Raw genomic sequence first — 20,128 nt, forward strand, 5'->3', positions numbered from 1 at the left:
GCGGCCCCGGGGTTAATTGCCTCAGAGGGTTACGCTATCTGGCGGCCCTCCTGCAACCTTGCCCGGCCCTCGCGGGGGCGGCTGTGGATAAACGCGTCAGTTCGTGCATCGGCCAGGGTGCAAAAAGGTCTTTACAGGGGGGTCCGTTTCCATCATATCGCGCGGCTCCGGCGGACCCCGTTGTCCTCATCGCTGCTAACGCCGGCCTGGGTTTAACTGCTAACAGGGGTTTACGTGAATTGCACACGTACCATACGCCCCTGGACCTGGTCCGCGAGCGGTCACCGGAACATCCTGTCGCACTCGTGCGACGCGATGCGGTAGCTGCGGCAGCGCGCTGGTTCCAGACGAAGTTCAAGGGTGACGTCCTCTACGCCGTGAAGGCTAATCCTTCGCCGTGGGTGATAGAGACTCTTTTCAAGAACGGTGTGACCCGGTTCGACGTCGCGTCGATCGCGGAGATCGCGCTCGTGGCCGAGCATGCGCCCGGCGCCCAGATGGCCTTCATGCATCCCGTGAAGAGCCGCCGGGCGATCACCCAGGCCTATTTCGACTACGGCGTCCGCACCTTCGTGCTCGATACGCACGAGGAGCTGGCCAAGATTCTCGACGCCACCGGCCAGGCTCGCGACCTCAACCTGATCGTCCGCATGGCGGTCGATGCGGAAGGGGCCAATTTCAGCCTGTCGGGCAAGTTCGGCGTCTCGCCGTTCGAAGCCCCCGGCCTCCTGCTGGCCACCCGCCAGGCGACGACCGAACTGATGGGCGTCAGCTTCCACGTCGGCAGCCAGTGCATGCGCCCGACCGCCTACCAGGCCGCCATGGCCCAGGTCAGCCGCTCGCTGATCCGCGCCGGCGTGTTCGCCGATGTGGTGGACGTGGGCGGTGGCTTCCCGTCGATCTATCCCGGCATGATCCCGCCGGACATGGACGACTATTTCGCGGCCATCGAGCGCGGCTTCAACGAGATGCCGGTCTCGGAGACTACCGAGCTGTGGTGCGAACCCGGGCGGGCCCTGGTCGCCGAGTCGACCTCGCTGCTGACCCGTGTGGAACTCCGCAAGGGCGAGGCGCTGTACCTCAACGACGGCAGCTACGGCTCGCTGTTCGATGCGGCGCATGTGAAGTGGCCGTTCCCGGTGAAGCTCTACCGGGGCGAGGGCGAGAACGCCCATGAAGTCGAAGGCGAGCTGAAGCCCTACCGCTTCTATGGCCCGACCTGCGATTCCATGGACCACATGCCCGGCCCCTTCTATCTGCCGGCCGATATCCAGGAAGGCGACTTCATCGAGATCGGCATGCTGGGGGCCTATGGCGTCGCCATGACCACCCGCTTCAACGGTTTTGGCGAGACCGAGATGGTCGAGGTGTCGGACGCTCCGATGGCCTCGATGTTCGGCCTGGCCCGTCGTTCGATCCCGGCGCCCAAGCCGGCGAGCAATGTCGTTCGGCTGTCACGGCCCAAGGGCAGGAAACGTCGGCGCAAGTAAGCCGTTCTAACTGGTAACGCGTTGACCGCAGGCCCGTCGCTCCGTCCGGGCCTGCGGATGCTTTTGTGACGGGCGCTCTAACTCCAAGGGAAACCTGAAAGCGATGAACGCTCCCGTCCCCCCGACCAACATGAAAGCCCAGCTGCTGGGCAATACTGTCGAGCATATCGACATCACCAGCTTCGACGCCCGCCCGATCGTCGACGCCATGCGCAAGATGAGCTTCTCGAGCCGCGACACGGCCCGTGCGGCCGACATCTTCTCGATGGCCATCGAGGACAAGGACTGCTCGCCCTGGCTGATCCTGGCCGGCTCCACCTCGGCGGGCGGCTGCATGCACGTCTACCGCGACATGGTGAAGTTCGGGATGATCGACGCGGTGGTCGCCACCGGCGCCTCGATCGTCGACATGGATTTCTTCGAGGCCCTGGGCTTCAAGCACTACCAGGCCGCCGGTCCGGTGGACGACAACGTGCTGCGCGAGAACTACATCGACCGCATCTACGACACCTACATCGACGAGGAAGAACTCCAGGCCTGCGACCACACCATCCTGGAGATCGCCAACCGCCTGGAGCCGCGCGGCTACTCCAGCCGCGAGTTCATCTGGGAGATGGGCAAGTGGCTGAGCGAGGGCAACGCCAAGAAGCCCGGCAGCCTGATCCAGACCGCCTATGAAGAGGGCGTGCCGATCTTCTGCCCGGCCTTCGTCGACAGCTCGGCCGGGTTCGGCCTGGTCAAGCACCAGAAGGAGCGCGCCAAGGAGGGCAAGCCCTACATGATGCTCGACGCCATCGCCGACTTCCGCGAACTGACCGACATCAAGATCGCCGCCGGCACCACCGGCCTGTTCATGGTCGGCGGCGGGGTGCCCAAGAACTTTGCCCAGGACACCGTGGTCTGCGCCGAAATCCTCGGCGTCGAGGCCGACATGCACAAGTACGCGGTGCAGATCACCGTGGCCGACGTGCGGGATGGCGCCTGCTCGTCCTCGACACTCAAGGAGGCGGCCAGCTGGGGCAAGGTGGACACGACCTTCGAACAGATGGTGTTCGCGGAGGCCACCACCGTGGTGCCGCTGATCGGCTCCGACGCCTACCACCGGGGCGCCTGGAAGAACCGCGAGAAGCGCCGCTGGCAAAAGCTGTTCGCTTAAAGGCGAGCCGGGGCCACAGTTTCGACCGCCGCAAGGGGTACCCCCTTTGCGGCGGTTGATTTATGGGCTCCGGGCTGTTCAGTGTCGTGTGAATATCGTCGGGAGCGTCCCTTCATTGTCCAAGATCCGCTTCTTGCTGGCCGCCACCCTGGCGACCCTGTTGCTGTCCGCATGCGGCAAGGCTGAAGACACCGAATCGCCCACCGATGAACCGCCTGTGGCGGAGGCGCCCGAAGCGCCGAAGGCCCCGGCGGATCCCGCCGCCCCGCTCGGCCCAGGCCAGACCATGACCGCCGACGGCGCCACCGTCTCGGTCGGCGCGGCCGCCTCGAAGGTGGTCACCCCAGCCTACGCACCCATCTATCCCGGCGCCGCGGTCGCCACCTCGGTGGTCGGCGAGAGCGGCGTCGGCCCGGGCGGCTTCGTCACCTATAGGACCGACGCCCCGCCCAAGCAGGTTATCGCCTTCTATCGCGAGCGGATGAAGGCCACGGGCAAGGCCGTGACCATGGACCAGGACATGGGCGGCGACGTCCACATGCTGACAGCCGGCGACACCGGCGAGGGCAAGGCCGGCATGCAGGTCATCGCCAGCCCCTCCGGCAAAGGCTCCGAGGTGCAGCTGACCTGGTCGGACGAGTGAGCTTGCCCCGAGGGCCGGCCGTGGTTACCTGAGGGCCATGTCCTCCTGCGGCCATGACCATCACAGCCACGGCCTGACCGGCCAGACCCTTGCGGCCGAGCTCGGCGCCGCCGACGCCCGCTGCGCCGAGGCCGGCCAGAAGCTGACCGCCCCGCGCCGGCGGGTGCTGGAACAGCTGCTGGAAGCCGGCCAGCCGGTAAAGGCCTACGATCTGATCGCCACCTTCGCGGCTGACGCCCCGGCCAAGCCGCCGACCGTCTATCGCGCCCTCGACTTCCTTTCGAAACAGGGTTTCGCCCACCGGATCGAGAGCCTCAACGCCTATGTCGCCTGTCGCCATGCGGCCGGCGAGGGCCCCGCCAACCACGCCGCCGCCTTCCTGATCTGCGACTGCTGCGGGGCCACCCGCGAAATCGACCCGGCGGTCCTGGACAGCATCGAGACCGCCGCCAAGGCGCCCGGCTTCACCATTCAATCGGTGACCATCGAGGCCCACGGTCTCTGCGCCGACTGCGCCTAGATGGAGCGCCTGCCGGAAACCTGGCCCGAAATCTGGAGGGGCGGCGTCAACACCTGGGAATGCGACGAGATGGGGCACATGAATGTGCGCTTCTACGTCGCCAAGGCGGTCGAGGGCCTCAGCTCGCTGGCGGCCCTCATCGGCCTGCCAGAGGCCTTCTGCGCAGACGCCACCTCCACCCTGCTGGTCCGTGAGCAGCACATCCGCTTCCACCGCGAGGCCCATGCCGGCGCCGCCCTGCACATGGTCGGCGGGGTCGTCGAGCTTGGCGAGAGCCAGGCGCGGCTGGTCCAGCTGCTCGTCCATTCGAACAGTGGCGAAATCTGCGCCACCTTTCAGACCCTGGTCGTCCACGCCACCGCCCGCGAGGGCCTGGCCTTCCCCTGGTCGTCCCGCACCCGCCGGATGGCCGAGGCGCTGGTCGTCGAGATTCCCGAGAAGGCCCGCGCCCGCAGCCTCGATCTCTCCCCGGTAACAAGTATCGCGAGCCCCGCCCTGGCCGACGAGCTGGATCTGATGCGAATCGGCCTCGGCGCCCTCTCGCCCCAGGAATGCGACACTTTCGGCCGGATGCGGCCCGAGCTGTTCATCGGCCGGGTCTCTGACGGCATCGGCCGGCTGGTCCTGCCCCTGCGCGCCGTGGTCGCCGAAAACGCCCCCGGCAAACCGGCCCGCACCGGCGGCGCGGTGCTGGAGTATCGCCTGGTCCAGTTCGACTGGCCCCGCGCCGGCGAGCGGTTCGAGCTGCGCTCCGGCCTGATCGGCGCCGACACCCGCACCATGCGCCTGGCCCACTGGATGCTGGAGCCGGGGACCGGCAAGGTCTGGGGGACCAGCGAGGCCGTGGCCGTCACCTTCGACCTCGACGCCCGCAAGGTGGTGCCAATCGAGGGTCCCGCCCATGCGGCGCTGATGGCCCAGGCGAAGGCGGGATTAGCCCTTTAAGGCCTGCAACAGGGCTTCGCGCACCAGATCCCGAACCTCCATGGGCAGGAAATGGCTCGTGCCCGGAACGGTCTCGACGGTGATGCGACCGGTGGACGCCAGCTCATCCATCCGGTCGTCCACCGAACAGGTCGAACCGAACTCGGCCTTCAGGATGCGGATCGGACAGGTCGAGTCGAAGAAGCCGGGCCAGGGCCGGTGTTCGCGGGCCGAGAAGTTGGCCGATTCCCAGGCGGGGGCGCAGGCCAGCCGGAAGCCGCCGTCACCATCCGGGACCAGGCCGTCGGTCAGGTAGTCGGCCAGCATCTCGGCGGGCCAGGTCTTGAAGGCGCCGCGCCCCAGGTAGGCGTCATAGGCCGCTTCCCTGCTGTCGAACTGGTTGCGGCGGCGCAGGGCGCCGATGGCCAGCGGCGAGGAGGCGGCGGTTTCGCCCAGGGTCCTGGCCACATCCTCGCGCATCACCACCGGATCCAGCAGCACCAGCCGGCCCAGCAGGTCCGGCCGTAGGCCCGCCGCGACCAGGCCCGAGGTGCCGCCCATCGAATGGCCGGCCACCACCTTCGGCGCCGTATCCAGCGTTTCCAGCAGGCCGACCATGTCGAGGCCGAAGTTGGCCCAGGACCCGCGACCGTCCCCCGGATCGGCCGCAAGCTCGCTTTGACCATGGCCCCGCATGTCGATGGCCAGGATGCGATAGCCGGCGTCCGCCACCGGGCTGAGCAGGGTGCGGTAGGTCAGGGCGTTGAAGCCGTTGGCGTGACAGAAGACCAGGTCCACCGCCCGATCCTCCGGCCCCATCTCGATGGCCGCCATGATCCCATCGCCGGCCGGGCTGTTGATCGGGATGCGGCGGCGCCGGAAAGCCGGGCTCTCGGAGGGAAACAGGGTCGGCGCGAGGTCGTTGCTCATCGCTACGGTCATGGATCAAGGCCCCAAGGTCACGCAAGGGCTTGGTTATCGCCGCGTCACGGCGCCATGTTGGTCCCAAACGGGAGAACGCCAATGAACGCTCATACCCCCATCGACGTGACCACCACCGACTGGTCTTGCTTCGCCGTCAGCATCGAGAACAAGGTCGCCCACATCCAGCTCAAGCGGCCGGATGAGCTGAACACCATGACCCGCGCCTTCTGGAACGAGTTGCTCGTCATCGTGAAGGACATCAGCGACAACGCCCGCGCCCGCGCCATCGTGCTGTCGTCCACCGGCAAGCACTTCTGCGCCGGCATGGACCTGGCGGTGTTTGGCGGCGGCGGATCGACCACCGGCGCCCGGCCCGACGACCGCGAAAACGCCGGCGAGAGCTTCCGCTACCACGTCCACCACCTGCAGGACGTCATCTCCTGCCTGGACGAGGCCCGGATGCCGGTGATCGTCGCTATCCAGGGCGGCTGTGTCGGCGGGGCGGTAGACCTGACCTCGTCCGCGGACATTCGATACTGCACCGCCGACGCCTTCTTCGTGATCCAGGAGATCAACATCGGCATGACCGCCGACGTCGGCACCTTCCCGCGCCTGTGCAAGCTGATCCCCGAGGGCTGGGTGCGCGAGCTGGCCTATACCGGCCGCCGCCTGCCCGCCGCCAAGGCCGAGCAGATCGGCCTGGTCAACGGCGTGTTCGACACCCATGAAGAGGTGGTCGCCCACGCCCTGGCCACCGCCCGCGAGATCGCCACCAAGGTTCCCCTGGCGGTGGCCGGCAGCAAGGTGATGATCAACTACGCCCGCGACCACACGATCAAGGACGCGCTAGACTACATCGCGGTGTGGCAGACCGGCATGTTCAGCGGCGCTCACATGGCCGAGGCCTTCAAGGCCAAGGCGGAGAAGCGAGATGGGGATTTCCCGGACCTGCTGCCGCTGCGCAAGGGGATGTAGGACCTAAAGCTCCATCTCCGCCCCCAGGAGGTCGGCCCCGTCGAGTTTGGCGCCCGACAGGTCGGCCTCGAGCAGGCGGACGTGGTTGGCCTTGGCGCCCCGCAGATCGGCCTGGCGCAGCACCGCTCGGGTCAGGTTGGCGCGCAGCTGGCGGCCCTCGGCGATCAGCAATGGCCCGAGGTTGGCGCCGCGGAGGTCGGCGCGGTCCAGCCGCGCATCGACCAGCTTGACCCCGCGAAGGTCGGCGCCGCGCAGGTTGGCGCCCCGCAGGTCGGCGCCGGTGAGGTCGCTGCCCTGTAGCTCCACCCCCTCCAGATCCATGCCGAACAGCACCGCGCCGGGGGCATGGATGCCGGTCATCATCCGCCCGCGCAGCTGGCGCAGGCAGCGGAAGTCGGCCCGGCTGATCCGGGCCGGTTTGCCGCCCGCCCCGCCAGACGTACAGAACCGTTCGTGGTCCGCCAGGATCTCGTGAAGCGGCAGGTCGTCGATATAGACCACCGGCGGCGGGGCCCGCAGCGCGTCGGTCAGGTCCGCCTTGTCGAGATTGGCCGACGAGGTGTCGACATGGGTCAATACCGCCCGCTTGAGCGAGGCGCCCGACAGGTCGGCGTTGAAAACCTCCGCCCCGGAAAGGTCGGCCCCGTCCAGCACCGCCCTGACCATCCGCGCCCCGCCGAGCTGTGCGCCCGACAGCACCGCGTCGGTCAGGTCGGCCCGGCGGGTCTCGTCCGGCGCCTGGACCCCTTCGAGGTTTGCGCCGGCCACCACCGCATAGTCGAGCTCGCCCGGCCGCCGCTCATGGGTCAGGATGCGGAAACCCTGGGCCTGGTCCTGCACGGCGATGCGGCCTTCGCGCAGATCGGCCCCCATCAGGTTGGCGTGGGAGAGGTTGGCCCCGCGCAGGCAGACGCCCCGCAGGTCGGCCTTGGTGAGGTTAGCCGCGCGCAGGTCGGTGTCGCGCAGGTCGGCCCCGAACAGCACCGCACGGGAGAGATCGCCGCCCATCAGGCAGGCGCCGTTCAGCCGCGCGCCGGTCAGCTCGGCCTCGGAGAGATCAACCCCCTCCAGCATGACGTTGCTGAGGTCCGCATGGGCCAGATTGGCCCGCCGGCCGCCCGGCCGTCCGCTGAGGAATCGCGCATGGGCCTCGAGCGTCTGCTTGAGGCTGGCGTGTTCGAGCGCGCGCAGGAGGCTGGGTTGGCTGGACATCGGTATGCGATGATCCGTCGCAGCCCCTTAAGGAAGGGTATTGGCCAACGCTGTTACAACCAGCCCTTGCGTTTGAACCAGAGCATCGGCAGGACGACCGCCACCACCATCAGCCCCAGCGCCAGCGGCTCGCCCCAGGGCAGGTCGAACTCGGCCATGTGTTTGAAGTTCATGCCGAAATAGCTGGCGACCAAGGTCGGCGGCAGGAAGATCACCGCAGCGATCGAGAAAAATTTGATGATCCCGTTCTGCTCGATGTTGATCATGCCCAAGGTGGCGTCGAGGAGGAAGGTGATGTCGCCGGACAGATGGCCGGCGTGATCGGTCAGCGAGGCGACGTCCTGCTGCAGGGAACCGATCCGGGCGGCGTGATCGACGCCCTCGGCGATGTGGGGCGAGACGGCTCCGTAGACCAGCAGGCGCGACAGGCTGATCAGGCTGTTGCGCACCTTGGCGGTGATCCCGCGCCAGCGGCCGAGCTTGCCCAGGATGATTTCGAACCGCGCCGTCTTGCGGGGCCGGTCGAAGATGTGGCGCGACAGCGCCTCCACCTGGTCGGAAGCAGCCTCGAGAATGTCGGCGATCCGATCAACGATGGCGTCGAGCAGGCCCAAGAACACCGACTCGCCATCCCCGCAATCGCTGCCTCGCTCGGCCAGGTTTCCTTCAAACAGCACGAAGGCGCGGGGGTGGGCGTAGCGGATGGTGACCAGCCGGTCCTTGATCAGCACGAAGGTGACCGGTTCCAGCTTCGGCGCCTCGGCCGCCGCCCCGGTGATCACCTCGACGGTCAGAAAGGTGGCCGCGCCCTCGCGGTAGAGGCGGGATGAGGCCTCGATCTCCCCCATGTCCTCGCGGGTGGGCAGCTGCATCTTCAGCTGCGTCTCGATGAGGATTTCCTCGTCCCGCGTCGGTTCGACCAGGTCGATCCAGACCACGTCCTCGGGCATGATCCAGCCGTCGCCGACCGCGACCTCCTCGACGGTGCGTTGATTTCGCCGAAGCAGCCTGATCATCGAACCCTCGCCCGCGATGGATCAGGGATGGCGCGACCTGTGCGCATCGTCAATCCGGACTGTCGATGAGTTCGCCTCGGGGCGTCCTTCTCCCCTTGCGGGAGAAGGTGTCGCCGTAGGCGACGGATGAGGGGTCGCACCGGCCTGAACACAGCCCGGCCTCACCGTCTCATCACAGCTTGAAGAGTCTTCGACCCCTCATCCGGCGCTTCGCGCCACCTTCTCCCGCAAGGGGGAGAAGGAAACCCAGAGGCGAAACCTTCGGACTACTTGCGGTCGCGGTCGCCGCCGGTGGCCTTCTGGATCAGGTCGGCGATGTTGTCGCTGGTGCCGGCCGCCTTGCCGAGGATGTCGAACGGCGAGCCGCCCGGCTGAACGGCGCTCAGCACATGGCCGGCGGCTGAGTTGGCCACCAGGGTGGCGGTGTCCTGGGCGACGGCGAACTTGCCGCTGGCCTGGGCCATCTTCTTGGCCTGGGCGTCGGGATAGATGAAGCCATGCACCGGATAGACGGTGGTGCCAAGGTCGCGGATCGGGTCGTACCAGACCTTGACCTTGGTCCAGCTGCCGTCCGGCGAAACGTCGACCACGGTGACGTCGGTCTCCACCTTGCCGCGGCGACCGCCAAAGCTGGACCAGTTGGCGTGGGTGATCTGGATGACCCGGTCGGTCAGCACGCGCGACACGACGGCCACGTGACCCAGGCGCATACGCGAGGTCGGCTGGAAGCAGAGCACCGCGCCCATCTGGGGCACGCCGCCGGTCTGGTACTTCTTGACGGCCTGACCCCACCAGGTGTGGGCGTCGCCGAAGATCTGGATGCCCGACAGCAGGCGGGCGAACGGCACACATTGCCAGTAGGTATCAGCAGCCGAGACAGCCGGGACAAGGCTGATCATCAGTGCGGCGGTCAGGGACCCGAGAAGGGTCCGCGTCCGTTGACGCATGCTGGAGGTCTCCCCCGACGAAACAGTTTGAAACGCTTAGTCATCTCACAGGCGAATGAAAAGACTCTTTTCACGCTCCAGCCGCGACAGATCGCCTTTGCGCCCAGGAATCGTGCATCAATTTCATGCGAGCACGGGCGGGGCGCTCGATCAGGTGATAGCTGGCGGCCGCCAATGGAACCACCGAGGCAATGAACAGCAACCAGATGTACCAGGGCAGCTGATTGTCTGTTGTATTCAGCAGCTTTGTTGCTGCATTCACGAAGAGAAGCTTCCAGGGCACGCAGATCATATAGATCGAATAGCTGATCTCGCCCAGATAAACGAAACCTGACCCGCTGGCGAAGCGCGAACCGTGCTCCGCAACCCCTGCCAGGCAAAGGATCAGCCCCCCGAAGGCGGCGACCGACAGGACGTCCGGAGCCCCGCCGATGGCGGCGACCAGGGCGCCGGCGCCCATCAAACAGGCGCCCGTCGCCGCATGGCGCAGGCTGCGCACCGCCCCGGCCCGCCACAATCCGTGCATCGCGCAGCCCAGCGCGAAGCAGGGAACGATTCGCAGAGCGCCCCAGTGGATGGTCGCCTGGGTCAGGGAATATCCGGCCAGCGCCTCGAACACCGGATAGAGGACGGCCATGAATCCCAGCGCCAGGCCGGCGCCCATCCACGGCCGGTCCCGCAGTCGCCAGGACGCCCAGGCGAAGGCCGGGAACGACAGATAGGCGAACCATTCGGCCGAGATCGACCAGCTGGGATGGTTGAACGCCGCCTCCGGCGCCAGGCCCCAGGCTTGGACCATCAGCAGGTTGGCGGGCAGCGAGGCCCAGTCGAGCACCCCGTCACCGACATTGAAGCCCGCTGCAGTCGCGGCCAGGCCGAGCGCGATCACCCCCAGCAGGGTGGCCAGGTGCAGCGGATAGACCCGCGCCAGCCGGTTCCAGAGGAACGCCCCGTACTTGAACCGCCCCTCGCCGAAGCTCTCCAGATAGACGTGACAAAGGATGAAGCCCGACAGGACGAAGAACAGCTCCACCCCCAGATAGCCCTTGCCGATGACCGCCAGGGGCGCGGCCCCTTGCAGGTTGGGCCAGTAGTGGAACAGCACCACCCACATCGCCGCGAAGAAGCGAAGGGCGGTCAGGGGACGGATATGGGCGGCTTCGTTCATCGACAGATCCCGATTGGCCGCGACTTTGTTGGGAAGGGGTGCTTCCGTTTGTCGCGGGGGCCCCTAGATATGCCCGACGAAGGTTTAGGGAGGCTTGAGACCGACGTGGATGGAATTCTGGCGCTGTTTACCCAACCGGAGGTCTGGGCGGCCCTTGTCACCCTGATCGTGATGGAAGTCGTCCTGGGGATCGACAACCTCATCTTCATCTCGATTCTGTCGAACAAGCTGCCGGAGGCCCATCGCCAGCGGGTCCGACGGATCGGCATCGGTCTGGCGCTCATCATGCGGCTGGCGCTGCTGTCGACCATCGCCTGGATTGTCAGCCTGACCCAGCCGGCATTCTCGCTGTTCGGAAACTCCTTTTCCTGGAAGGACCTGATCCTGATCGGCGGCGGCCTGTTCCTGGTCTGGAAGGCCACCAAGGAAATCCACCACAGCGTCGATCCGGCGCCCACCTCGGACCTGCTCGACAAGACCGACGTGGTGGTCACCTCCGTCGGTTCGGCGGTGTTTCAGATCGTGCTGCTGGACATCGTCTTCTCGATCGACTCCATCCTGACCGCCGTGGGCATGACCGAGCACCTGCCGATCATGGTCATCGCCGTTCTGGTGTCCGTCACCGTGATGCTGCTGGCCGCCGACCCGCTGGCCAATTTCATCAATAAGAACCCGACGGTGGTCATGCTGGCCCTGGGCTTCCTGCTGATGATCGGCATGGTGCTGATCGCCGACGGCTTCGGGATGCATGTGCCCAAGGGCTACATCTACGCCGCCATGGCCTTCTCGGCCGGGGTCGAGGCGCTGAACATCTGGTCGCGGAACCGCAAGGCCAAGGCGGAGGCGGCCGCGCCGCCACCGCAGGACACCCTGCACTGACGGCTCAGGGCAGCCGGGGCATCGGCCTCGGCGGCCCGTCCCCGCCGGGATAGTAGTCCAGGCGGGTCACCGCGCCGGAGGGTCCGCGCACCGGCAGGAAGTAGCTGAGCTCGTCCGGCTTGAAGTGCAGCCGGCCCGACGCCGTGACCGTAAGCGGATAAGGCGGCCGCTCGCCCCTCTGCACGAACAGCGCCCCGTCCTGGACCAGCAGGGTGCGGACCCCCGCCCCGTCCTGGTAACGGCCGGCCAGGGATGCCAGGGCCTGGGCCGACACCGGGGCTGCGACCGGCTCTTCATAGGGCTGGCCCAGGGCGATGGCAGCCAGCCGCCGGCCCTGATTACGGGCGTCGGCGCTGTAGTCGTTGAACAGGGCCACCACCGTCAGGTCCCGCGCCGGCAGATAGCCGACCACGGCGGTAAAGCCATTGATCTGGCCGGTGTGGCCGATCATCGGCTCGCCCCGCACCGACCAGAGATAGACCCCCAGGCCATAGCGGTTCTCGGGGCTTTCACCCGGCAGCGGCGGGCCGGCCGAAAACATCTCCCGCACCGACTCCGGCTTTAGCAGCCGGCCGGTGGCCACGGCCCGAATCCACAGGCGCAGATCGTCGGCGGTGGACAGAAAGCCGCCGGCCGCCGCCGGCCCGGTCAGGTTGATGTACTCGCCGTTGCGCACCACGCCGGTCACCGGGTCTCGGATGTAGCCGGCTGCCCGGCCCGGAACCAGCGGCGCGTCGGCGCCGAACAGGGTGTGGGTCAACCCGAGCGGGGTGATGACCTGGGCCTTGACCGCCTCGTGCCAGGGCTGGCCGGTGACCGCCTCGATCACCGCCCCCAACAGGATGTAGCCGGCGTTGGAATAGGCAAAGCGGGTCCCGGGCGGGAAGTTAGCCGGCCGCTCCGCGATCTGGGCCACCTGGGTGGCGGTGTCCTGCTCCTGGCGAAGGAGACCGGGGACAGGTTTTACCGCCCGGTCCGACACCCCGGCGCTGTGATGCAGCAGCTGGCGCAGGGTGATCGCCTCGCCGCCTGGAAAGGCCGGCAGGTATTTCGCCAACGGATCGTCCAGCGACAGCTTCCCGTCGTCCCGCAGCTTCAGCACCGTCGCGGCGGTCAGCATCTTGGTCACCGAGGCGACGCTCATCACCTTGTCGGGCGTCATCGGGACGCCAAGCTCGATCTGGGCCTGGCCCCGCGCGCCCTGCCAGACGACCTGGTCGCCACGCGCGATCAGCATCACCGCGCCCGTGCCCTCCGGTGTTGTCGATCGCTCGAGGAGGGCCTGGGCCTGGGTGGGAATATCGGCGGGTGCGGCGCGGGCGGCCATCGGCAGCCAGGCGAGAAGAACCAGGAACCTCGTGATCGATCGCATGCCGCCTCACCCCATTTGCCTTGCTGACAAGCTGCCTCAATCGATCCGGCCGAAGTATGGCAAGGCGCCGCCGATCCGCGGTTTTCGACGGCGGCGAGCCTCAGAGGAAGCTGTAGGGATCGATGTCGATGGAGGCCCGGATCTGTCCCGGCGGCCGCACCCGCGCCCGCCAGGCCGCCATGTAGGCCGACAGGTCGACACTGCGGTCGGCGCGGACCAGGAACCGCTTGCGGCGGCGACCCCGGATAAGACCCAGCGGCGCGTCGGCGGGGCCGAAGATCTCGACGCCTTCGGTATTGGGGGCGACGCTGGCCATCTGCCTGGCGAAGGCGTCCAAGGCCGCGGCGTCGGGACCCGACAGGATGACCGCCGCCAGCCGGCCGAACGGCGGCAGGCGCTCCAGCCGGCGCAGCTCCATCTCCGCGTCAACGAAGCCGTCGCGGTCGCTTTGGCTAAGCGCCTGCATCACCGGATGCTCGGGCGCATAGGTCTGCAGCAGGGCCCGGCCCGGACGCTCCGCCCGCCCGGCGCGGCCGGAGGCCTGGGCCAGCAGTTGGAATGTGCGTTCCCCGGCCCTCAGGTCGCCGCCGCGCAGGCCGAGGTCGGCGTCGACCACCCCGACCAGGGTCAGGTTCGGGAAGTTGTGGCCCTTCGCCGCCGCCTGGGTGGCCACCAGGATGTCGATCTCGCCCCTCTCCATGGCCTCGACCAGGTCGCGGGCCGATTGGCTGCTGAACATGGTGTCGGAGGAGAAGATGGCGGTGCGCGCCTCCGGGAACAGGCGCTTGGCCTCCTCTTCCACCCGCTCGACACCAGGACCGATGGACACCAGGCTGTCCTTGGCGCCGCAATGGGGGCAGGCGGCGGGCTTGGGCATGGAGAAGCCGGTCAGGTGGCAGACCAGCCGGCCGGTATAGCGATGCTCGACCAGCCAGCTGTCGGTGTCCGGGGCGGTCAGCCGCTCGCCGCAGGCCCGGCAGAGGACGACGGGCGCATAGCCCCGGCGGTTGAGGAACAGGAGGGTCTGTTCGCCACGCTCGAACGTCTCGGCCATAGCCTGGACCAGCGGCGGGCTGAGCCAGTGGTCGCGCTCCGGTGGAGTCTCGCGCAGGTCGATCAGCGAGACCTCGGGCAGCACGGCGGCGCCATGCCGGGCCGCCAGCCGCAGCCAGTTGTAGCGGCCCTGCTCGGCGTTCCACAGGGTTTCCAGGCTGGGCGTGGCCGAGGCCAGCACCACGACGCAACCCTCCAGGTGAGCCCGCGCCACGGCCAGATCCCGGCCCTGGTAGATGAACCCCTCTTCCTGCTTGTAGCTGCCGTCATGCTCCTCATCGACCACGATGAGGGCCAGCTTGCGGAACGGCAGGAACAGGGCCGAGCGGGCGCCGACCACGATCCGGGCGCGGCCCTCGGCGACGTCTTCCCACAGGGTGCGGCGGCGCGGCGGCGGCACGGCCGAGTGCCACTCGCCGGGGGGCGAGCCGAACCGCTCGGCGACGCGGGCGATCACCGCCTGGGTCAGGGCGATCTCGGGCAGCAGGATCAGCACCTGGGCGTCGGGATCGGCCGCCAGGGCGTGGGCGGCGGCCTCCAGATAGACCTCGGTCTTGCCCGACCCGGTGACCCCGTCGAGCAGGGTGGCCGAGAAGCCGCCGGCGTCGAAGCTGGCGTTAAGGGCCTTGGCCGCCGCCGCCTGGCCGGGGTTGAGGGCGCCCTGGCGGGGGGAAAGATCGAGCACCGGCGGGGTGCGGTCGGGCAGGCGCTCCTCGATGGCCAGACAGCCCTCGTCGACCAGGCCCTTCACGACGCCGGTCCCGACTCCCGCCGCCTCGGCCAGGCGCGGCGCGGGCAGCGCCTCGAGCGCGGCGGCGGCCAGCACCTTTTCCCGCGCCGGAGTCATGCGCTTGGGCTCGGCGCCGGTGGGGACCAGCACGCGCTCAGGTTTAGGCTTGGGGGCCCGCAGGCCCCGCAGCGCCATGGCGAGCGGCCAGCCCGGCTGGTCGGCGGCATAGCGGGCCGCCCATTCGACAAAGGCCACCGTAGAGGCCGGCAAGGGTGGATCGTCGATCCGGTGGGCGATGGGCTTCAGCGGCCGGTTGCCCCCCGTCCCGTCGCGGATCGCGGTGACAACGCCGCGCAGCAGGCGGGGGCCGAGCGGGGCGGCGACCTGATCGCCGACAGCCAGGCCCATCCCCTCCGGCTCGGCGTAGTCGAACGCCTCGGGCAGGGGCATGGGCAGGAGGACGGAGGCGATTCGGCTCATGACCCGATAGCCGCCTTGGTATACAACCGCCGACCCACCGATACGGACGCCTGACCGATGCAGCTCTTCCTCGACACCACCGACACCGCCGTCCTGGCGGACCTGGCCAAGACCGGTCTCGTGGACGGGGTCACCACCAATCCCACGCTGATCGCCAAGTCGGGTCGTCCCATGGCGGAGGTCATCGCCGAGATTTGCGGTCTCGTCGAGGGGCCGGTGAGCGCCGAAGCCGTGGCGACCGACGCCGAGACGATGATCAAGGAAGGCCGCAAGCTGGCCGACATCGCCGGCAATGTGGTGGTCAAGCTGCCGCTGACCCGCGACGGCCTGATCGCCACTGCCGCCTTCGCAGCCGACGGGATCGCCACCAACGTCACCCTCTGCTTCTCCGTGGCCCAGGCGCTGCTGGCCGCCAAGGCCGGGGCCACATACGTCTCGCCCTTCGTGGGGCGGCTGGATGACCATGGGGCCGACGGCTGCGCCCTGATCGCCGACATCCGCACCGTCTATGACAACTACGGCTACGACACCGAAATCCTCGCAGCGTCTGTCCGCACCGCCGAGCACGTCAAGCGCTGCGCCGAGTTCGGGGCTGACTGCGCCACCCTGCCGCCGAACGTCTTCGAGGCCATGTTCAAGCACCCCTTAACCGACAAGGGGTTAGAAGCCTTCCTCGCGGACTGGGCCAAGACGGGCCAGTCCATCCTCTAGAAGAGAGACAGGGCATGTCGGACGGGGCGCGGATCACCAAACTGGATACGGCGCCCGACCTGGCGGCCTTGCGCGAGCTGATCCGGAAAAACGGCGCCCTGCTGCGCGACGACCCCGAGTTGCTGGCCGATCTGGGCCTGCGGCTCGACGCCGCCAACCTGGTCGATTTCGGCCCGGCCGCCCTGGCGCGCGTGGAAGCTACGGCCAAGCGCGAATCCAAGGCCCGGCGGATGCTGGAGGCCACGGCCCGCGCCAACTTCTCGGCCCAGGCCCAGACCCATGCGGCGGTCATCGATCTGCTGGAAGCCCGCAACCACGCCGACCTCGCCCGCCGGGTCGATGAGGTGGCCACCCTGCGCTTCGGCCTGGCCGGCGCCGCCGTGGCGCTGGAGGGGCCCGAGCGGGTGCCGGCCGGCTGGTACGCCTTGGTCGAAGGCCAGGTGGACCTGATCCTCGGCCCCCGGAAGCTGGCGAAGATGGGCTTCCACGCCCCCGCCGCCCCGCTGTTCGGCGACAAGGCCGACCAGGTGAAATCCATGGCCATGGTCCGCATGGCCATCTGGGAGCCGGCCCGTCAGGGCGTGCTGGCCTTCGGCTCGCCGGACCCGAACGGCTTCACCAAGGACATGGGCCACGAGCTGGTCGCCTTCCTCGCCCGGGTATTCGAGCGCACCGCCGAGCGCTGGCCGGTGCTGTGACGCAGGCCACCGCAGCGCTCGAAGCCTGGCTGACCTATCTGGCCGCCGAGCGCCGCGCCTCGCCCAAGACGCTGGAAGCCTACCGCGCCGGCGCCGCCCACTATCTCGGCTTCCTCGCCCGCCATCGCGGCGGGGCGCAGACTGCCGCCGACCTGGCCACCGTTACCGCGGCAGAGGTCCGCGCCTGGCTCTCCGACCGGCGGGGCAGCGGCGAGAATGAGCTGTGCGCCCGCTCCCTGTCCCAGGCCCTGTCGGCGGTGCGCAGTTTCCATGCCTTCCTCGACCAGCGCCTCGGCATCGTCACCCCGGGCCTGGCCCTGGTGCGGGGACCCAAGGTCCGCCCCGGCGCGCCCCGGCCGGTGACCGAGGACCAGGCCCGCGGCCTGCTGATCGAGGCCGGCGCCGATCCGGACCGCGACGACTGGGAGGGCCTGCGCGACCGGGCTGTGCTGACTCTGCTCTACGGCTGCGGCCTGCGCATCTCCGAGGGCCTCAGCCTGAGCCGCTCCGACGCGCCCCTGGGCGAAGCGATCCGCATCACCGGCAAGGGCGGCAAGACCCGCATCGTCCCGGTCCTGCCGGCGGTGCGCGAGGCGGTCGACGCCTACCTCGCCGCCCTGCCCTGGCCCACGACCGGCGCCGACCCCCTGTTCATCGCCAAACGCGGCGGCGCCCTCTCCCCCCGCCACGTCCAGGCCGCCATGCAGCTCCTCCGTGGCCGCCTCGGTCTCCCCGACCGCGCCACCCCCCACGCCCTGCGCCACAGCTTCGCCACCCACCTGCTGGGCGCCGGCGCCGACCTGCGCTCGATCCAGGAACTGCTCGGCCACGCCAGCCTGTCGACGACGCAGCGCTATACGGCGGTCGATGCGGCCGGCCTGCTGGCGGCCTATTCGGCGGCGCATCCGCACGGCTGAGGCCCTGGTGACTGTCTCGCGGAGCGTGACTGTCACCGTCCGGCGCTGAACGGTGACAATCATCCGGCTGCGCCGGAAGACAGTCACCTTCAATCCTCCAGCGGATCGAGCCGCTTTTTCCGCGGTCGCTCGCGCATCACGCCGGGGTAGCCCTTCATCGGCCCAAGCGGTTCGCCCCAGTAGGTCCAGTCGGCGCGGTCGGTGAGGTTCATGTGGTAGCGGGGCTCGCGGCCGGTGCGTTCGGCGAACAGGCTGCGCGGGATGTTGATGAAACGCGGGGAGCGCGCTTTCTCGTAGGTGACCGGCGTGCCGCAGCGGCGGCAAAAGCTGCGGGTGGTGCGGTTCTTTGAATCTTCGTAGCGGGTGAGCTCCTCCTCGCCCTGGAGCCAGCGGAAGCGGCTGTTCCAAGTTCCGACATAGGTGGCGTAGGCGCAGCCCTGGGCGCAGCGGCTGGCTTCGCCGTGGTCGTGCCAGGCCCAGACGGCGGGGACGTCGATCTCGAAGCGCACGGCGCAGCAGACGCATTGGCCGTGGCTTTGGACAGCGGATTTGACCTTGCTCATACGGTCAGCCTCGCCCGGAGCCATTCCGCTGTCGAGGACTCGTGAACCTCCGCGCCCGCGCTACATTCCTCCTCCATGCGCGCATTCGCCCGTCTGCTCGACCGCCTCAGCCTGACCGCTTCGCGCAATGCGAAGCTGGTGCTGGTGCGCGACTTTCTGGATGGGCAGCCGGACCCCGACAGGGGCTGGGCGCTGGCGGCGTTGACCGGGGAGCTGACGTTTTCGGCGGCCAAGCCGGCGGCGATCCGCAAGGCGGTCGAGGCGCGGATGGATCCGGTGCTTTTCCGCTGGTCCTACGACTATGTAGGGGACCTTGCCGAGACCGTGGCGCTGGTCTGGCCGGCGGAGCGTGGGGCGAACCGGGAGCCGGAGCTGTCGGAGGTGGTCGAGGCGCTGCGCACCGCCAAGCGCGGCGAGGTGCAGCCGATGATCGAGCGGTGGCTGGACGCGCTGGAGCCGGATGGGCGGTGGGCGCTCTTGAAGCTTCTGACCGGGGCCTTGCGGGTCGGGTTCTCCAGCCGGCTGGCCAAGCAGGCCTGCGCCGACATGGCGGCCAAGAAAGGCCAGGCGATCGCGGTCTCGGCGATCGAGGAGGTGTGGCATGCGATGTCGCCTCCTTACGAGGACCTGTTCGCCTGGCTGGAGGGGCGGTCGGAGCCGCCGGGCGCGGATCATCCGGGGCGGTTCCGGTCGGTGATGCTGGCCCATCCGATCGACGAGGCGACGGATTTTCCGAAGCTGGACCCGGCCGACTACGCCGCCGAGTGGAAGTGGGACGGCATCCGTATCCAGGCGGTCAGCGAGCGGGGGGAGCGGCGGCTCTACACCCGCACCGGGGACGACATCAGCCATACGTTTCCGGACGTGCTGGAGGCGATGAGCTTCGAGGGCGCCGTCGATGGGGAGCTGCTGGTCATTCGGGACGGGGCGCTGGCTAGTTTCGCCGACCTGCAGCAGCGGCTGAACCGCAAGGCGGTCGACGCCAAGACCATGGCCGCCTATCCGGCGGCGATCCGGGCCTATGACCTGTTGCTGGACGGGGAGAGCGACCTGCGGGACCTGGCCTTCGCAGAGCGGCGCAAGCGGCTGGAGGCGTTCGTGACGAAGGCCGCCTCGCCGCGCATCGACCTGTCGCCGATGCAGCCGTTCGAGAGCTGGGAGGAACTGGCGGCCCTGCGGGCGGATCCGCCCGAGGGGGACGCGGCCCTGTCTGAAGGGCTGATGCTTAAGCGGTGGGACAGCCTTTACGAGGCCGGGCGGCCGAAGGGGCCCTGGTTCAAGTGGAAGCGCGACCCGCACCTGATCGACGCGGTGCTGATGTATGCCCAGCGGGGGCATGGGAAGCGGTCGAGCTTCTATTCCGACTTCACCTTCGGGGTCTGGCGCGAGGACGCGGCGGGCGAGCGGCACCTGACGCCGGTGGGCAAGGCCTATTTCGGGTTTACCGATGAGGAGCTGAAGCAGCTCGACAAGTTCGTGAGGGACAACACGGTCGACCGGTTCGGGCCGGTGCGGTCGGTAAAGGCCAGCCTGGATTTCGGCTTGGTGCTGGAGGTGGCGTTCGAGGGGCTGCAGCGGTCGAGCCGGCACAAGAGCGGGGTGGCGATGCGGTTTCCCCGGATCAGCCGGATTCGGTGGGACAAGCCGGCGCGGGAGGCGGACGAGCTGGAGACGTTGGAGCGGATGCTGGATTGAGGGCGACGCCCTTTCGCGTTTCCAAACTCCCGTCATCCCGGACGACCCGAAGGGG

At 68.5% G+C, this 20,128-nt stretch carries 19 protein-coding genes; 11 read left to right on the forward strand and 8 right to left on the reverse strand.

The genetic code is table 11. The features are described from left to right. The first annotated feature begins 239 nt into the window (after window positions 1-239). From GVN21_RS00555 to GVN21_RS00575, 5 genes are all read left to right on the forward strand, one after another. Window positions 240-1,490 carry a type III PLP-dependent enzyme gene (locus tag GVN21_RS00555; protein WP_166572747.1) on the forward strand — a complete coding sequence of 417 codons (1,251 nt, stop codon included), beginning with the start codon at window positions 240-242 and terminating at the stop codon, window positions 1,488-1,490. Between the two features lie 103 nt (window positions 1,491-1,593). Further along, entirely contained in the window at window positions 1,594-2,646 is a 1,053-nt protein-coding gene (locus tag GVN21_RS00560) for a deoxyhypusine synthase (RefSeq protein ID WP_166572748.1), read from the forward strand. Between the two features lie 115 nt (window positions 2,647-2,761). Continuing rightward, on the forward strand, window positions 2,762-3,289 hold the full coding sequence (locus tag GVN21_RS00565; RefSeq protein ID WP_166572749.1) for a hypothetical protein: 528 nt from the start codon (window positions 2,762-2,764) through the stop codon (window positions 3,287-3,289). Window positions 3,290-3,326: 37 nt separating this feature from the next. Beyond that, entirely contained in the window at window positions 3,327-3,809 is a 483-nt protein-coding gene (locus tag GVN21_RS00570; RefSeq protein WP_166572750.1) for a Fur family transcriptional regulator, read from the forward strand. After that, window positions 3,810-4,754, forward strand: coding sequence for a thioesterase family protein (locus tag GVN21_RS00575; protein ID WP_166572751.1), 945 nt, complete (start codon window positions 3,810-3,812; stop codon window positions 4,752-4,754). On the opposite strand, the gene GVN21_RS00580 is transcribed toward GVN21_RS00575, so the two are convergent. After that, window positions 4,743-5,675, reverse strand: coding sequence for an alpha/beta hydrolase (locus GVN21_RS00580; RefSeq protein WP_240902687.1), 933 nt, complete (start codon window positions 5,673-5,675; stop codon window positions 4,743-4,745). The two genes, GVN21_RS00575 and GVN21_RS00580, sit on opposite strands and share 12 nt — an antisense overlap. An 81-nt stretch (window positions 5,676-5,756) precedes the next feature. Between GVN21_RS00580 and GVN21_RS00585 the strand changes: the two genes are divergently transcribed. Next, window positions 5,757-6,632: a crotonase/enoyl-CoA hydratase family protein gene (locus GVN21_RS00585; RefSeq protein ID WP_166572752.1), complete on the forward strand. Its 876-nt coding sequence runs from the start codon at window positions 5,757-5,759 to the stop codon at window positions 6,630-6,632. A gap of 3 nt (window positions 6,633-6,635) precedes the next feature. On the opposite strand, the gene GVN21_RS00590 is transcribed toward GVN21_RS00585, so the two are convergent. The 4 genes from GVN21_RS00590 to GVN21_RS00605 form a co-directional block, all read right to left on the reverse strand. Further along, on the reverse strand, window positions 6,636-7,844 hold the full coding sequence (locus GVN21_RS00590) for a pentapeptide repeat-containing protein (RefSeq protein ID WP_166572753.1): 1,209 nt from the start codon (window positions 7,842-7,844) through the stop codon (window positions 6,636-6,638). 53 nt (window positions 7,845-7,897) lie between these two features. After that, window positions 7,898-8,860 carry a magnesium transporter CorA family protein gene (locus GVN21_RS00595; protein WP_166572754.1) on the reverse strand — a complete coding sequence of 321 codons (963 nt, stop codon included), beginning with the start codon at window positions 8,858-8,860 and terminating at the stop codon, window positions 7,898-7,900. 266 nt (window positions 8,861-9,126) lie between these two features. Then, on the reverse strand, window positions 9,127-9,807 hold the full coding sequence (locus GVN21_RS00600; protein WP_166572755.1) for a CHAP domain-containing protein: 681 nt from the start codon (window positions 9,805-9,807) through the stop codon (window positions 9,127-9,129). 70 nt (window positions 9,808-9,877) lie between these two features. Then, on the reverse strand, window positions 9,878-10,975 hold the full coding sequence (locus GVN21_RS00605) for an acyltransferase (protein WP_166572756.1): 1,098 nt from the start codon (window positions 10,973-10,975) through the stop codon (window positions 9,878-9,880). A gap of 105 nt (window positions 10,976-11,080) precedes the next feature. Here GVN21_RS00605 and GVN21_RS00610 point away from each other — a divergent pair, with 105 nt between their 5' ends. Next, window positions 11,081-11,854, forward strand: coding sequence for a TerC family protein (locus GVN21_RS00610; RefSeq protein WP_346764194.1), 774 nt, complete (start codon window positions 11,081-11,083; stop codon window positions 11,852-11,854). Between the two features lie 4 nt (window positions 11,855-11,858). On the opposite strand, the gene GVN21_RS00615 is transcribed toward GVN21_RS00610, so the two are convergent. Next, a complete protein-coding gene (locus GVN21_RS00615) occupies window positions 11,859-13,226 on the reverse strand; it encodes a serine hydrolase domain-containing protein (protein ID WP_166572758.1) in 1,368 nt (455 codons plus the stop codon). A 100-nt stretch (window positions 13,227-13,326) separates the two neighbouring features. Further along, window positions 13,327-15,489 (reverse strand): primosomal protein N', encoded by a 2,163-nt coding sequence (locus GVN21_RS00620; RefSeq protein ID WP_166572759.1) that lies wholly within the window; start codon window positions 15,487-15,489, stop codon window positions 13,327-13,329. Window positions 15,490-15,546: 57 nt separating this feature from the next. On the opposite strand from GVN21_RS00620, the gene fsa reads away from it, so the two are divergent. From fsa to GVN21_RS00635, 3 genes are read left to right on the forward strand one after another with little or no spacing between them, the layout of a single operon-like run. Then, entirely contained in the window at window positions 15,547-16,200 is a 654-nt protein-coding gene (gene fsa / locus GVN21_RS00625; protein WP_166572760.1) for a fructose-6-phosphate aldolase, read from the forward strand. Window positions 16,201-16,214: 14 nt separating this feature from the next. Next, window positions 16,215-16,898, forward strand: coding sequence for a DUF484 family protein (locus GVN21_RS00630; RefSeq protein WP_166572761.1), 684 nt, complete (start codon window positions 16,215-16,217; stop codon window positions 16,896-16,898). Next, window positions 16,895-17,815 carry a tyrosine recombinase XerC gene (locus tag GVN21_RS00635; protein WP_346764195.1) on the forward strand — a complete coding sequence of 307 codons (921 nt, stop codon included), beginning with the start codon at window positions 16,895-16,897 and terminating at the stop codon, window positions 17,813-17,815. The genes GVN21_RS00630 and GVN21_RS00635 overlap by 4 nt, the downstream gene beginning before the upstream one ends. 89 nt (window positions 17,816-17,904) lie before the next feature. Here the strand turns inward: GVN21_RS00635 and GVN21_RS00640 are convergent, their stop codons facing one another. Next, window positions 17,905-18,378 (reverse strand): GFA family protein, encoded by a 474-nt coding sequence (locus GVN21_RS00640; RefSeq protein ID WP_166572762.1) that lies wholly within the window; start codon window positions 18,376-18,378, stop codon window positions 17,905-17,907. A gap of 75 nt (window positions 18,379-18,453) precedes the next feature. Here GVN21_RS00640 and GVN21_RS00645 point away from each other — a divergent pair, with 75 nt between their 5' ends. Next, window positions 18,454-20,073, forward strand: a complete 1,620-nt coding sequence (locus tag GVN21_RS00645; protein WP_166572763.1) for a cisplatin damage response ATP-dependent DNA ligase — start codon at window positions 18,454-18,456, stop codon at window positions 20,071-20,073. The last annotated feature ends 55 nt before the right edge of the window (window positions 20,074-20,128 follow it).

The organism is Caulobacter sp. SLTY (assembly GCF_009905535.1).
GTDB lineage: Bacteria > Pseudomonadota > Alphaproteobacteria > Caulobacterales > Caulobacteraceae > Caulobacter.